Source organism: Paenibacillus sp. HJGM_3 (assembly GCF_045062745.1).
Classification (GTDB): Bacteria; Bacillota; Bacilli; order Paenibacillales; family NBRC-103111; genus Paenibacillus_AA.
This window is the reverse complement of sequence record NZ_JBJGED010000013.1, coordinates 48253-61232: the sequence shown is the minus strand read 5'-3', so window position 1 is coordinate 61232 and position 12980 is coordinate 48253. Positions and strand designations below refer to the sequence as shown.

Sequence of the window (12980 nt, the reverse complement as noted above, 5' to 3'; positions counted from 1 at the left end):
TAAGCTCGCTATAAAACGAAAGGAGCGAGGCCTAGAACTTAAGCCACTTATCTCCTGAAATAATCCGCGACCTTCTTGATCGCCAGGTACATGTTCTCGATGTCGGCATCGGAATACTTGTCGTGCCACACCCAGCGGATCGTGCGCGAGACGTACGACAGGGCGCCGGTCATCTCCTCGCGGCGGAAGGTCATCCGGTCCCAAGGCAAGTACTCGACGCTGTCCGGGAAAAAGTAATACGGCACGTGGCTCGCCCCGCCAATGCCCTCCGCCTCGATCGCCTCGCCGATCGTTCGAATATCCGCCTCGAACCGGTCCATCTCGAAGAACACCGGATATATCCAATACAAGCACGAGGACCCGTCCGGGATCCGTAGGGGGAGCACCCCGTCGATCGTCGCGAGCCGCTCCGACAGCCGGGCCGCGAGCTCCACCCTTCGGGCGTTCTGCTCCGGGAGGATGTCGAGCTGCGCCAGTCCGAGCGCCGCTTCCATGTCGCCATAGCGGTAATTGTAGCCGAACATGTCGTACTTCCGGCCGAAGCCTTCGACGTGATAGCCGCCCCGGTTGATCGAGAACTTGAACGCCCGGTCGTACAAGTCCGGATCCTGCATGATCAGCATCCCGCCATGCTCCGTGCTCAGATGCTTCTCCGCATCGAAGGAAAAGCAGCCGATATCGCCGAAGGTCCCCGCCTTGCGCCCCTTATACTCGCCTAGCGGACACTGGCAGCAGTCTTCTACAACCGGAATCCCCCTGGCCCGGGCCACCTCCAGGATCGGATCCATGTCACAGATCAGACCTTGCCAGTGCACGACGACGATCGCTCTGGTCTTCTCGGTCAGACATCGCGAGATTCGCGGGGCGTCCATGTTGCCCGTATCCGGGTCGATGTCGCAAAAGACCGGCACCGCTCGCTGGGCCAGAATGCCGGCGAGCGAGCCGTAGTCGCTGACCGACGTGACGACGACCTCGTCCCCGACACCCACACCTAAGGCCGCCAATGCGATATGGATCGCTGACGTACAATTGCTAGCGCTCAGTGCATGGGCGGTCCCGTGCTCCTCGGCGAACCTCCGCTCGAACCGAGACGCCATGCCGCGAATGGGCAAAAATCCGGAGTCGAGCACCTCCCGGATATAGTCATAAGCCCGGGGCGCGATCACTCTCGGGAACAGGCTCGGCAGCGCATTCCCGTCCCCGATCACCGGCTCACCCCCGTGCAAGGCTAACCGGCTCATAGGCGCGCCTCCTCGGCCGAACCGGTCAGCAAGCCATACAGCTCGGGTCTGCGCGCATGCATGATGCGCGACCGGTACGTGAAGTCTTGGCGGACGATCCCGTCCTCCAGCATATAGGAGGGCTTGCGGCGTACGGCCTCCAAGTCCAGCTGGAACGTATAAAGGCCGGCCCGGTCGTAGTTGGTGGCGAACACAGTCTCGCCGGTCGGATCGATGACGTTCGTACGGTGCGCGACCTGCGAGGTCGGGAAGTTGCTCATCACGACGAAGGCGCAGTTCTCGATGGCCCAGGCGCGCGAGAACCCTTCGTTTATGGCGTTTGCGTCGTACCCCCAGCTCTGGGACTGGATCAGGATGATTTCCGCCCCCTTGAGCGCATGGATTCTAGGGATTTCCTGACAGTAGGTGTCCGCGCAGATCATGAATCCGATCCGGCCGAAGTCGGTTTCGACCACGTCGATCGCGTCCCCGGCAGGCAGCTTTTTCTCATACATCATGTTAAGGGGGTTCACCTTTTGATGCTTGTGCACAAGCCCCCCGTCCCGGTCGAACAGAAGCGACGTGTTCATCCCCTGCAGCGCTTCGTTGACGGCCACATAGCAGCGATACGTCCGGGCCAGCTCGGAACAGCCTTGCAAAAACTCGGGCAGCCCGACCGTCTCCGCCTGGCCGTTATCGCCTCTCGAGTATTCGGAGCAGACGACGATGTCGGATCGTTTCGCCGCTTCTTCCACTTGGGCCAAAATGCCGACGTACCAATCGTCCTGCCGGCTCAGGATCGTCTGCTGATACCCGATGTGAACGAACCCGAATACGGGCTTCTCGACCGGATAGCGCTTCCCGTCGTACACCGCCGGTCGGCCGAGCTCGCGGAACACTCCCCTTTCGTTCTGATGCGTCAGGATGCAGCCGATGCCGAATAGGTAGCGGGAGGCATCGCGTTTTTTCTCCATCGGCAGCTCGCACACGGCATACCCGCTTTCCCGGCCCGTCGACGCGATCGTCTCGCCCCTGAGGTCGTACGCCGCCGCCCGGCCGGTATGCTTGCCGAGCCCGAACGCGTTGAAGGTGGCGCTCGCGTCTCCGGTTACATCGATATGGGCCGGATTGGCGTGCATCACACTGACATTGCTGGCCATGTACATCGGCTGGTCGCTGGCGTAAGCGGATGCGGCGACAAAGCAATAATTCGCCACCGCCCGCCCCTTCAGCTGTCGGTGGATCTCGGTGTCGTCGCGCAGCACCTGCGTGCCTAGCGAGCATAGGAGAAGTTCCGCCCCTTTGATCGAGTACATTTCCGCCACTTCCGGGATGAACAGATCCGAACCCGCCATCAGCGCGACCCGGCCGAAATCAAGCGCAAACACGGGTAGGTCGTCCCCTAGGCTTAATTCGATGTCCATTCCTTCCAGACGGTGCGTTTTCACATATTCCCCTTGAAACGATCCGTTCCGTCCGATGATGGTCGAGACGCATCGACGGCCCTCATCCGTCTCCCTGAGCGAATTGAAGACGATATAGCAGCCGTTACGTCCTGCGAATGCATAGAGCAGCTCAAGCTTGCTCTGCTCCGCAGGATCCGAAGATTCCTTCACGGCGTATTGCGGGAGCAGCACGAGATCCAGACGCTGCCCGTCCAGCTGTTCGAGAGCCTGCTGCACGGCAAGTGCCGAGACGTCCGGAACCAATGTGAACTCGTCGCTCAGAGGCAGCGAGAGGACTGCGATTCTAGCCTTGGGAGAGAGATTCATGGGAGAGCCTCCTCATCGGTTCATTTTCTGAAGCCTGTACTCGTGTGCAAACGCCTGTCCGTCATAGCCCGGAGTATGCTCGGTCAATTCGCGCAGCAACACTCGGGTCCCTCCGTTCGCTCTGGACTGCTTGACCGCCAGCGCGGCCATCTCCACCTCGAGCAGTTGTTCCAACGGCACCGGCGGCGCCTCGACCTCCCCGGCCAAGTAAGGCAGTACCCGGGTCAAAAAAGATTTATAGATTCGGCTGGAATCGACTTGGATGTGATGAATCGTTTTGCTGCACGTAAGCGTTGCATAGAAAGGCTGGTAGCCTGCCGTCCCCCCGATCGCCAGTACGGCCCGCTTCCCGTCCTCCCAGACGAGTTCCGTCAAATGCTGCCCATGGGAGCCGAGATGGCGCACACTGTCGATTCCGGGACCGAGCAAGCCGTGGGCCAACGAGTAGGCATGAATCCCGTAGTTGAAGTCGTCAACTGCACAGCCGCCGTACAGAAACAACGGTTCCCCGATCTCGTCCGCAGACAGCTCGCGGAAGCGGGCGACCTCTTCGGCATACCGGAGCGAAGAACCTCCGGTAATTCGGTACCCCTCCCCGGCCCATCGCAGAAGCTGCAGCACGTCCTTCATATGGCCGGCCAGAGGCTTATCGAGCAGCACGCTCTTCCCGGCCGAGAGGAAGGGCCGAGCCCGGTCGACATGTACGTCCCAATTGCAGCTGTGCACAATGGCTGTATCGACGTCGTGCGCCATCTGTTCAAGCGAGTCGTACACCCGCCCGATCCCGTGCCGATCGGCAAATTCGCGCGCGTACCCGGCCGGATATACAGCGCCGCTGTCGTAGACGCCGATTACTTCATGACCTAGCTCCCGGAGAATAGGCGTCCAAGAGCCGGGATGGGAGGTGTCCAGGTCGACAAGTCCGATTCTCAGCATGGGGCTCCCCGTCCTTTCCACCATTCGCACAATTCATCCATCCTCAAGAAGGCGATATCCTCGTGGGAAGCGATATGGGCGAGAATGTCCCGGAACGCCGCCTCCCGACCCGGGCCTTCCCTGAGCGAAATGTAGGGGTGGAAATTCACTTGGAACAACCCGCCGAGCCGATAAAATTTATCGAATTCCTTTTTGTAGAACTCGGCCGCTTGCTCCGGCTCCAACCGAAGAATCCGGTAGACGAAATGATCGTTTACGACGGAGTCCGGAATCTCCACCAGGTTCATGGCTCTGCCGCGGTAATCGATTGTCTGTTGCGGCAAGGCCGCATATGTAATCAAGCGCTCCGGATATTCGGGATAGTCCGGGATATGCTGGCCGACCGCTTCCCAAGCTTGCAAATCCGCTATATAGTCGTACTCTCTCCGTTCGAGCGCGCGTCTCGTGTCGTAGTTGCTGTTGTAGCCATGCGTGCGGAACCCTTTCGCATAGTCGTTATGCTCGGGGGCGATGGCGCGGAATTCGCGGATACAGCGATCGATGTCTTCCTTCTGCGCGGCATAGTCGAATCCGGCGCTGGAGTAGCACGTGTCCTTGTACGTATGCGGACACATCTCATAACCGCGTCGGAAGCCTTCCCGGATCTCCTCCGGGTGACGCATGGCGACCGCTCCGCTGATGTAGAACGTGGCGCGGCCTTCCAGTCCGAACTGTTGCAAAACGTTCATATAGTCGATCATGTCCTTGTATTCCCGGTCTTCCCGCTGGCCGAGCCCCAAGCCGACGTAATCGTGCACGTCCCCGGTGATGCAGACGGCCATCTTCGCACCGCTCGGCCATAGCGGCCGGACGGACAGCTTGCCCGGCGCAGCAGCCGACTCGAATAAGCTGCGCATGAACAGGAGCAGCGCATGGTTGTGCACTACGTAAGGGAATTCCTTGAACGTCGGAATTTGGGGTTGGGTCACCCATTCCATGCCGCCCAGCGCCAAGGGCACGTACAGCATCATCCCCGATCCGACTTGCCGGGCGATGATCGTAGGACTCGGATCTTCCGTCCAATCCCCCCACGAGTCTGACTCCGCGTCCGTCAAAGTCATCATCTCGGATTCGCCGAGTATGCGCCCTTCCAACCGTTCCAGCCCTTCCACGAGATAATCCGTTCCTGCGAGCTGGTACGTGTTCGTGAAGAACAAAATATCGCCCGCCTGCCAGCCGCCGAGTCCTTCCTCGGCCACGATCCGGATACAACGGTGCGTACCGGTTCGAACGATACGCCGGGTCCGGATGCCGCCGAACAAGTCGCACAACTCGGCCGGCAGAGGCCCACTTATGAGAACGCCGCCTCCCTCCGCGGCGAAGCTGCGCAGCTTGTTTGCAGCAGACGCTCCTATCTCTTCAGCACCTGCTACAAGGATGAGGCTGTAAGCGGTCTCATCCACTTGAGCGAACGTCGCCTCATCGGCCAGCTCATAGGGCAGCCCCCAGAACTCTGCGGCTTTCGCCCACATCTTCCATTCACGTGACTCCGCACCGGCTTCTCGACTTAACAACAGAACTTTGCTCACGGTTCCCCTCCGTTCCATCATTCATCACTCTTTTTAAGTCACGAAAAACGACTCCTGGTGTTCCGCCAACCAAATGAGAGGAGACTCCATGCCTTCCGTCAACATCTCGACATACCGCACGGACGGAATTTTGGGCAAGGCGAGCACCCGGCTGTTGATGAGACGCGCCGTCATTTGCCAAGGAAGACAGGCGAGTTCCCTATCGTCGAGCCGGCGGCTCGCCTCGCTCTGATAGGCCTGGAGGAACGCCCTGCATCGCTCCGGTGCGAACGTGCATGCTCTCGTCAGCGAGAAAATATCGCCGCCGTCGAGCAGGTCGTCCCGTACGCCGGAGAAATAGATCAAGCCGTCCGCCACATCCCGAATTCTCGGCTGAACGCCAACCCAGTCGAAGTCGAACAAGCCGCAGACCCGATTCCCAGCGTATTTGACGTTCGCCGGGTGATAGTCGCCGTGAATAACGGCCGCAGGCAACGCCCAATAGACCGTGTCCGAAAGCTGCGCTTGCAGGCTTTGCAGCCGGGCGATCAAAAAATCAAAGATTCGTTTCTCTTCCGGCAGCAGCACTGAATGCCGGTCGCTCCGAACGCTCTCCACCGCCTCCATCATGTCCGCCGGACGATCGTATCGGGGGAACGTTCTCGACGCGAGCGGCACGAAGCTTTCTCCGGCGTCATGCAGGGCCGCCAGGAACCGGCCTGCGTCCTCGACTTGCTCGATGCGCTCCCGGTCGAACGGCTGACCGCCGAGGAACGGGTACAACTGGTACACCCCGCCGTCGTTCGAGACGGTCCACAGCTGTCCCATCCGGTTGTGTAGCGGCGCGGGGACCGGGATGCCATGCGCGGCCATATGCCGCAAATACTCGGCTTCGTAGCGTAGCTGCGCTTCTCCGCTGTATTTCGAATTGCGTCTGCGCAGGACCCGCTCTTCTCCACCTCCTTGAATGATGAAATTCCGGTTGGCCGTTCCTCCGGGAATACAAGAGGATACGGAATCGGACAAGCCGTAAGCCTGTAATACCTCCATCGGGATTCCCTGCTCCGCAACGGTCACCTGGCCACCACCCCCAATTCGGATTGCTTGATGTAACTATACATCAGATCCAGCCGGAAGGATTTGTAGATTCTTGCTTCATGTTTGAATAATATTGCCGAACGGGAGATGGGCTCAATAGTTCAATTCGTCTAACATGAAATACAGATTCGGCTTGTGCTTCTTCAAATACTCTTGGGGACTCATCCGCTCATGCTTCTTGAATATTCGGCTGAAATAGTGGATGTCCGGGACGCCGACCTTGGCCGAGATTTGCGTAATATTCAGATCCGAATATAGCATCAGTTCCTTGGCGCGCGCTAACCGTTTCTTGTTCAAATATTGAATGGGAGAAATGCCATAGAGGCTCTTGAAGTTGCGGCAAAAATAATGCTTGGACATCCGGCTCAGCTTCGCCAGACGGTCGAGGTTGATCTCTTGATCGAGATTGGCATCCAGGTAAGCCAGCACCGGATCGAAATGGCCCAGCATGGCGGCCGGTTCCTTGGCGATCTCGATCTGAGGCATGGTCGGCCCAACGCTTGCACCGCGAATGAGACAGATCAACACTTCCATGACCTTCAGATGGATCATCTCGGAATAATATTGATTTTGGCTCATGCCTTCACGGATCAAATTTTCGAGGATATAGCGGATGGGGGTTCCTTCGGTCTGAATTCTGGCGTCCAATTCGGTCAATCGGCGCCGGAGCGGCTCGTCGTGCACATCGAATTTGATCTCGATGACACGCAAGCCTTCTTTGTCGATGGATCTGAGACTGTGCGTCACCCCGGCCGGCGTCAGGAAGAACTCGTCGGCTTGCACGTCGAAACGCTGCCCCCCGACCGTGAGATGGGCTTTTCCGCTTAGTACGAAAATATAATGAAAATATTTGTGGCTATGTACGGGTTGGTCGTCTCCTGGCAAATACTTCTCTTTCGAGAACCAAATCACGTTTATTCCGAAATCCACCAGCGCTCACCGTCCTGAACTTTAGAATGGATGCAGAATTAGCCTTATTTCATTTTACTACGTCGTTTCCGGATTAATATGATGAATTGTAATCAAATTGAAATGTTCGTTTTACGTTCGTTTAATGTTTATCGCCTATACTAGAACTCGACCCCCTTTTTGATATATAGCAAGCCTTGGACCCGTGGCCCGTTGCCAGGGGTCCCTTTTTTTCGCTGCGCTGACCCGCCTCGCTTACCCTTGCGCCGGATCGAGCTGCACGGCCGCCTGCTTGCCGCTCAGCTGGATGCCCGTCTTGGGCGTGCCGTGCGGCTTCAGCTCCCGCTGCAGCCGTTCCAGCAGCGCCCTGGCCTGCGGGCCCTCTTTGCCCTGCAGCCGCACGGTGAACAGCACCGCGTCGCCGCCCTTCAGCAGCCGCTCCGCCTGCTGCTTCTTCGTGTCGTAGTCGTGCTCTTCGATGTGCGGCGTGAGCCGGATCTCCTTCAGCTTCGGCGCCCGCTCCTGCTTGCGCGCCTGCTGCTGCGCCTCCTTCGCCGCTCCGGCGCCGATCAGCCTGCAGGGCGGCGGGCTCTGCAGGAGCGACTCGCAGACGAGGTCGACTTTCAGCCGGCGGGCCATAGCCAGCGCCTCGCTAGTCGGCACCACGCCGAGCTCTTCGCCGTTCACGCCGGTCAGCCGGACCTCGGACGCTTTGATTTTCTCGTTCATAATCATTGTGGTCCCCCCTTGCCTTCGCTATAATGAACCCATATTACCGTGCGCGAGGAGATTAAGCAATGAGTCGACGACAGATCGAAGAGCAGATCATCCACAATTACCAGCGGGACGAACAGATGATGATTCTCGTGTTCGCCCAATGGTGTGTCAACCACCATCTGGATCCGGCCGCGCTGTATGCGCTAGCCTATCCGGCGCAGGAGGCGAACCCGGCCCTGCAGCAGGCGATCGAGCTGACGGTGCCGCGTGAGGAAGCGGGGGACATCCCGGATCGGGCGGTGCTCGGCGTGCTGTCGTTGTATGACAACGACGCCCTGGCGTTCGTCGTCAGCGAAGCGATCGCCGCCCGGGCAAAGCGCAGAGCGTAAGCGTGCAGTTGGGCCTAATAGGCCATTCATGAATCCGTAGGAAGGGGGACGGCCATGCGCCGTTTCTTCGATGTGAACGATCCGGCTTCGTTCCTTCCATATTCCGTCTCCCATTGGCTCGTCCTGATGCTGTTCGCGGGATTGGTCGTTGTGCTGTATGCGGGGAGGCACTGGCTGCGGTCGGGCGGAAGGCGCCGCTATGTGCGCTACGGCTTGGCTGCCTTGCTGGCCGCTTGCGAGCTGGGACTCAATGTGTGGTATGTGGAGGAGGGCGTCTACAGCCTCAAGGAGTCGCTGCCGCTCGAGCTCTGCACCGTCTCGCTCTATTTGTGCGTCCTGATGCTGCTGCTGCGCAGCTACCGGATTTTTCAGGTCGCCTATTTCACGGGGATCGGCGGGGCGATTCAGGCGATGCTTACGCCGGTACTGGGGTATCCGTTTCCGCACTTTTTGTTCTTTGAATTTTTCGCGGCTCATATCGCGGTCATTCTGGCGGTGTTATACATGGTCTGGGTGGAACAATTCCGGCCTACGATGAGATCCATTGCGATCACGATGGGGATTCTGAACGTGCTGCTCGTGTTGGTGCTGCTAGTCAATTATTGGACGGGAGGCAACTACATGTTCGTCTCGCGCAAGCCGGAGACCGCCTCCCTCCTGGACCTGCTCGGCCCGTACCCGTGGTACTTGCTTTCACTCGAGGGCGTCGCGGTTGTGCTATTCCTGCTGCTGTACGCACCTTTCGCCCTCAGCCGGCGCCGAGCCTAATTTGTAATCAAAATGAAATGTTCCTTTCATCTGGGGTTAATGTTTCTAGCCTATACTAGAACTCGACCCCCTTTTTGATATATAGCAAGACTTAGGACCCGTGGCCCGTTGCCAAGGGTCCCTTTTTTTATTTCGTCCCTTTGATCACAGCCGATGCGATGTACTGATCTAGATTTGCCCCCGGCACCCAGTCTTTGATAAATTCTTTGGAGTCGTCTTTAGGTTCCACCACGATTTCTTTAAATCCACTCCGCGTCAGCATGGCCGTCAGCTCGCCGACCGACGAGGCCCCCGAAATGCAGCCTGCGTACATTTTGTCCAAGTCCTTTTTGATCTCAGGAGGAAGCTCGGCGGTTGTGACAATATCCGAAATGGCCAGCCGTCCCCCGGCTCTCAGAACACGAAACGCTTCATCAAACACTTGTTGTTTGGCTGGAGAGAGGTTAATGACACAATTGGAAATAATGACATCCGCGGTTCCATCCGGTACAGGCAAATGTTCGATTTCGCCCAGCCGGAAATCCGTATTCGTAAACCCGCCTTTGCCCGCATTGCTCCTCGCGCGGCTAACCATCTCCGGCGTCATATCCACTCCGATTACACGACCCGTCTCCCCGACTTGTCGGGACGCCAGGAAGCAATCGAAGCCTCCGCCGCTGCCCAGGTCCAATACAACCTCTCCGGGTTGAAGCGCCGCTATCGTCTGCGGATTGCCGCAGCCAAGACCCAAGTTGGCGCCGGCCGGAACGGCACCTAGCTCTTCGCTGGAATAGCCGAGCTGCGCGGATACATCCTCGTAACTTAATGACGTCGTGCAGCAACCGGAGTCGGGATCCGCGGGAGCGCAGCAGCTTGAGCCTGTACGAACGGTTTGCAAGGCCACCTCCTTGTACCGGCTGCGAACGTTTTGGCGAATTTGATCGTGACTTGCTTGCTCCATGTTTATCACTCCTTGGTGAATTTTATTGGTCTCGTTATCATGACACCCAATCCATCCTACATATTTCCCACGGCACCACCTCCTCTCCATTTGACTGACCCTTTATATTATTTGCAAATTGCAAGTATTATCGAAAAAGAAATTACCCGATTGGGGTCGTGCAGCACGAGCTGGATTTGGCCATGGCGGCGTTCAATAGCTTGATGGAGCGAATCACGGTCTCTTTTTCAAATTCATTCATGTGAGAAAACACTTCGTTCAAATACCCGTTCATTTGCTGGTCGATCGTGGTCGCCACGTATTTGCCCTCAGTGGTCAGGGAAAGGATGTACACTCTCCGGTCGTCCGGATCCGGCGTCTTTTTCACCAAATTCATTTTGATTAGCGATTGGACTTGCCGGCTGAACGTCGTAATATCGGTTCCCAATGCATCCGCCACTTGCTGAATGGAAGGTTTATGCTGATGGTCAATTTCGTACAGAATATGGCTTTGAATCAAGGAGATGTCGCAGCCGCCGGCCGTACAACAGTTTTTATTAAGAAACCCAAAACGGCGAGTCATAGTCTGAAAAAGCGCGCGTATGTTTTCCATGTCGATTCCCCCTGTGTTAGTTATACATGTTTTATTTGCATTTTGCAAGTGTTTTAATGGGTTGCCACTACGAGCAACCCTTCTTTTTATCTGCTTTTGATTAACAGCTCGACTGCTTCGGCAACTACTTTGCCTGTATCGCCGCCGTTGTCTTTTTCATCCAGAATACACTGCTCCAGGTTTTTAGCGACAATGTACGCGATCGCTTTGTCCGCTGCACTTCGGATCGCGGAGATTTGAGCCACCACTTCTTTGCAGTGCTTGTCTTCCTCCATCATTTTCAATACGCCGCGGACTTGGCCTTCCATTCGGCGAAGACGCTTTTTCAAATCATCATCATAATTCATTCAACCTCACCCCATTACGTTACTGGTATAGGTTCTATTATGACTATGTTAATCAGAATTAACAACGGAACGGTTATATGAACAAGTTCACCTTTGCATCCGTTGCATCTCCGAGGTAAGCTCCGACGCCTGCATATTCAATTCCATTTAGCAGTTCTTCCTTTTGCAGACCAAGCAGGTCCATCGTCATGGTACATGCCACGAGCTTTACCCCCTGCTCTTGAGCCAGTTCGATCAGTCCGGGAAGCGTGAGCACGTTATGCTTCTTCATCACATGTTTAATCATTTTAGGGCCTATGCCGCCAAAGTTCATTTTGGAAAGTCCCAGTTTATTAACGCCGCGCGGCATCATGGTTGCAAACATGCGCTCTAAAAATCCTTTTTTCGTAGGGACGACTTCATCCTTTCGAAGTGCATTCAATCCCCAAAACGTAAAGAAAATCGTCACTTCTTGATCGTAGGCGGCTGCTCCATTTGCAATAATAAACGCAGCAATGGCCTTATCCATTTCGCCGCTGAACAAGACAATCGTTGTTTTTTCCTTGTTCTCCACGAGGGTTCACTCCTCCTTATGCTTAATATCAAACGAGGTATCCGTTCCTTGTATTTACTCGTGAACCGCACAACGGTTAGGACCCACTTCCATCTCCTGCTGCTCGACCTCAGTAGGGTTCATTTGCCCCATGTTGGTTTTCCTAATGTCTTGATAAGCATTTGGTTGCGGGGGCAAATTAAGGGTGACGGACTCCCTGAATTGATCTTCGCTCGTTATATGGAATCCGGCATTGGTCTTAAACAAATCACCTAACCGAGCCGAGACCGTACCGTCATCATTCATTTCTGTCATGTTTCCAAAGTGCGCAGGAAGGACAATCAGGGTTTCGTCCATTGATTTATACTTGGAATACAAGGTGGTCCGCAAGTCATTCACCCAGTCTTCCGCTTTCCCGGCTAAGTCGGGTCGTCCGATCGATTCTACGAAAAGGATGTCTCCTGTAAGCAAGTATTGGCCATCGACGATCAGAGTGGTGCTGCCAATCGTGTGCCCCGGTGTGTATAGGGGGGCTACCTTCACGGTTGATCCGCCAATCCTGATTTCTCTGCCCTCTTCCAGCGCATTGTAAGCAAAAGTGACTTCCTCCGCATCTCTTGGAGGCAACCAGTAGGCGGCGTTTAACTTTTCGGCCATCATTCTTCCGCCAGAGATATGGTCCGCATGCAAGTGTGTGTCGATAATATGCCGAATGCGAATGTTTTTCTCTGTGGCAAACTGTTCGTACGCGGTAATCATTCGAGCTGAGTCGACGACCAGTGCTTCCCGGTTCGAAATCAACATGTAGGACAAGCATCCTTTACCGATTCGATTAAATTGATAAATTTCGCCCCCGTTTTGAAGATTGCCGATTTTAATGGGCTCCAAGTGCTCGCTCCACGCTCTCATCCCTCCTGCCAGGTAGAACAGCTGTGTTTTTACGTGTGCAAGCAATTGCTCCGCGACGAAAATCGAAGAGCCTTCTTTCGCACAGACTACAATCACCGGCTTATCTTCAGGTATTAGATGGAGGATGCCTTCGACGCCATCAAACAATTCAAAGTACGGAACATTGAGAATTTCCACGTTCTCGCCTTCGATTTTCCATTTATGAAAGTCCTCCTCGTTGCGAACGTCCAATACGAAAAGCTTTTTCTTCTCCATGATGTGACGAGTTAATTCGGCCGCCGTCACGGGGGTTAGCTTTGCCAAA

The 12980-nt window shown here is 56.0% G+C and carries 14 protein-coding genes; 2 read left to right on the top strand and 12 right to left on the bottom strand.

Annotated elements, in window-relative coordinates:
• Positions 1-47: 47 nt before the first annotated feature.
• From ACI5FR_RS15920 to infC, 7 genes are all read right to left on the bottom strand, one after another.
• Positions 48-1241 carry a DegT/DnrJ/EryC1/StrS family aminotransferase gene (locus ACI5FR_RS15920; RefSeq protein ID WP_405455933.1) on the bottom strand — a complete coding sequence of 398 codons (1194 nt, stop codon included), beginning with the start codon at positions 1239-1241 and terminating at the stop codon, positions 48-50.
• The gene (locus ACI5FR_RS15915) at positions 1238-2992 is read right to left on the bottom strand and encodes a carbon-nitrogen hydrolase family protein (protein WP_405455930.1); all 1755 of its coding nucleotides are present in this window, start codon (positions 2990-2992) and stop codon (positions 1238-1240) included. The genes ACI5FR_RS15920 and ACI5FR_RS15915 overlap by 4 nt, the downstream gene beginning before the upstream one ends.
• A 12-nt stretch (positions 2993-3004) precedes the next feature.
• Complete coding sequence (locus ACI5FR_RS15910) at positions 3005-3928, bottom strand: Gfo/Idh/MocA family protein (protein WP_405455927.1); 924 nt, start codon at positions 3926-3928, stop codon at positions 3005-3007.
• The gene (locus ACI5FR_RS15905; RefSeq protein ID WP_405455924.1) at positions 3922-5496 is read right to left on the bottom strand and encodes a polysaccharide deacetylase family protein; all 1575 of its coding nucleotides are present in this window, start codon (positions 5494-5496) and stop codon (positions 3922-3924) included. Before ACI5FR_RS15905 ends, ACI5FR_RS15910 begins: the two co-directional genes overlap by 7 nt.
• A 33-nt stretch (positions 5497-5529) precedes the next feature.
• A complete protein-coding gene (locus ACI5FR_RS15900; RefSeq protein ID WP_405455921.1) occupies positions 5530-6525 on the bottom strand; it encodes a phosphotransferase enzyme family protein in 996 nt (331 codons plus the stop codon).
• 141 nt (positions 6526-6666) lie between these two features.
• Complete coding sequence (locus ACI5FR_RS15895; RefSeq protein WP_405455918.1) at positions 6667-7503, bottom strand: helix-turn-helix transcriptional regulator; 837 nt, start codon at positions 7501-7503, stop codon at positions 6667-6669.
• A gap of 234 nt (positions 7504-7737) precedes the next feature.
• Positions 7738-8217 (bottom strand): translation initiation factor IF-3, encoded by a 480-nt coding sequence (infC, locus tag ACI5FR_RS15890; protein WP_405455915.1) that lies wholly within the window; start codon positions 8215-8217, stop codon positions 7738-7740.
• Between the two features lie 62 nt (positions 8218-8279).
• Between infC and ACI5FR_RS15885 the strand changes: the two genes are divergently transcribed.
• Both ACI5FR_RS15885 and ACI5FR_RS15880 read left to right on the top strand, forming a co-directional pair.
• A complete protein-coding gene (locus tag ACI5FR_RS15885; protein WP_405455913.1) occupies positions 8280-8588 on the top strand; it encodes a hypothetical protein in 309 nt (102 codons plus the stop codon).
• 54 nt (positions 8589-8642) lie between these two features.
• On the top strand, positions 8643-9356 hold the full coding sequence (locus tag ACI5FR_RS15880; protein WP_405455910.1) for a YwaF family protein: 714 nt from the start codon (positions 8643-8645) through the stop codon (positions 9354-9356).
• A gap of 127 nt (positions 9357-9483) precedes the next feature.
• On the opposite strand, the gene ACI5FR_RS15875 is transcribed toward ACI5FR_RS15880, so the two are convergent.
• From ACI5FR_RS15875 to ACI5FR_RS15855, 5 genes are all read right to left on the bottom strand, one after another.
• A complete protein-coding gene (locus ACI5FR_RS15875; protein WP_405455907.1) occupies positions 9484-10296 on the bottom strand; it encodes an arsenite methyltransferase in 813 nt (270 codons plus the stop codon).
• Between the two features lie 142 nt (positions 10297-10438).
• On the bottom strand, positions 10439-10888 hold the full coding sequence (locus tag ACI5FR_RS15870) for a MarR family winged helix-turn-helix transcriptional regulator (RefSeq protein WP_405455904.1): 450 nt from the start codon (positions 10886-10888) through the stop codon (positions 10439-10441).
• A gap of 86 nt (positions 10889-10974) precedes the next feature.
• The gene (locus tag ACI5FR_RS15865; protein ID WP_405455902.1) at positions 10975-11235 is read right to left on the bottom strand and encodes a metal-sensitive transcriptional regulator; all 261 of its coding nucleotides are present in this window, start codon (positions 11233-11235) and stop codon (positions 10975-10977) included.
• A 73-nt stretch (positions 11236-11308) separates the two neighbouring features.
• The gene (locus ACI5FR_RS15860; protein WP_405455900.1) at positions 11309-11788 is read right to left on the bottom strand and encodes a DsrE/DsrF/DrsH-like family protein; all 480 of its coding nucleotides are present in this window, start codon (positions 11786-11788) and stop codon (positions 11309-11311) included.
• Positions 11789-11842: 54 nt separating this feature from the next.
• A complete protein-coding gene (locus ACI5FR_RS15855; protein ID WP_405455898.1) occupies positions 11843-12979 on the bottom strand; it encodes an MBL fold metallo-hydrolase in 1137 nt (378 codons plus the stop codon).
• Between the last annotated feature and the right edge of the window lies 1 nt (position 12980).

Excerpts from the sequence above, each read along its gene's own strand:
- ACI5FR_RS15920 (WP_405455933.1), bottom strand. The coding sequence starts at position 1,241 with ATGAGCCGGTTAGCCTTGCACGGGGGTGAGCCGGTGATCGGGGACGGG.
- ACI5FR_RS15915 (WP_405455930.1), bottom strand. The coding sequence starts at position 2,992 with ATGAATCTCTCTCCCAAGGCTAGAATCGCAGTCCTCTCGCTGCCTCTG.
- ACI5FR_RS15910 (WP_405455927.1), bottom strand. The coding sequence starts at position 3,928 with ATGCTGAGAATCGGACTTGTCGACCTGGACACCTCCCATCCCGGCTCT.
- ACI5FR_RS15900 (WP_405455921.1), bottom strand. The coding sequence starts at position 6,525 with ATGGAGGTATTACAGGCTTACGGCTTGTCCGATTCCGTATCCTCTTGT.
- infC (WP_405455915.1), bottom strand. The coding sequence starts at position 8,217 with ATGATTATGAACGAGAAAATCAAAGCGTCCGAGGTCCGGCTGACCGGC.
- ACI5FR_RS15885 (WP_405455913.1), top strand. The coding sequence starts at position 8,280 with ATGAGTCGACGACAGATCGAAGAGCAGATCATCCACAATTACCAGCGG.
- ACI5FR_RS15880 (WP_405455910.1), top strand. The coding sequence starts at position 8,643 with ATGCGCCGTTTCTTCGATGTGAACGATCCGGCTTCGTTCCTTCCATAT.
- ACI5FR_RS15875 (WP_405455907.1), bottom strand. The coding sequence starts at position 10,296 with ATGGAGCAAGCAAGTCACGATCAAATTCGCCAAAACGTTCGCAGCCGG.
- ACI5FR_RS15870 (WP_405455904.1), bottom strand. The coding sequence starts at position 10,888 with ATGGAAAACATACGCGCGCTTTTTCAGACTATGACTCGCCGTTTTGGG.
- ACI5FR_RS15865 (WP_405455902.1), bottom strand. The coding sequence starts at position 11,235 with ATGAATTATGATGATGATTTGAAAAAGCGTCTTCGCCGAATGGAAGGC.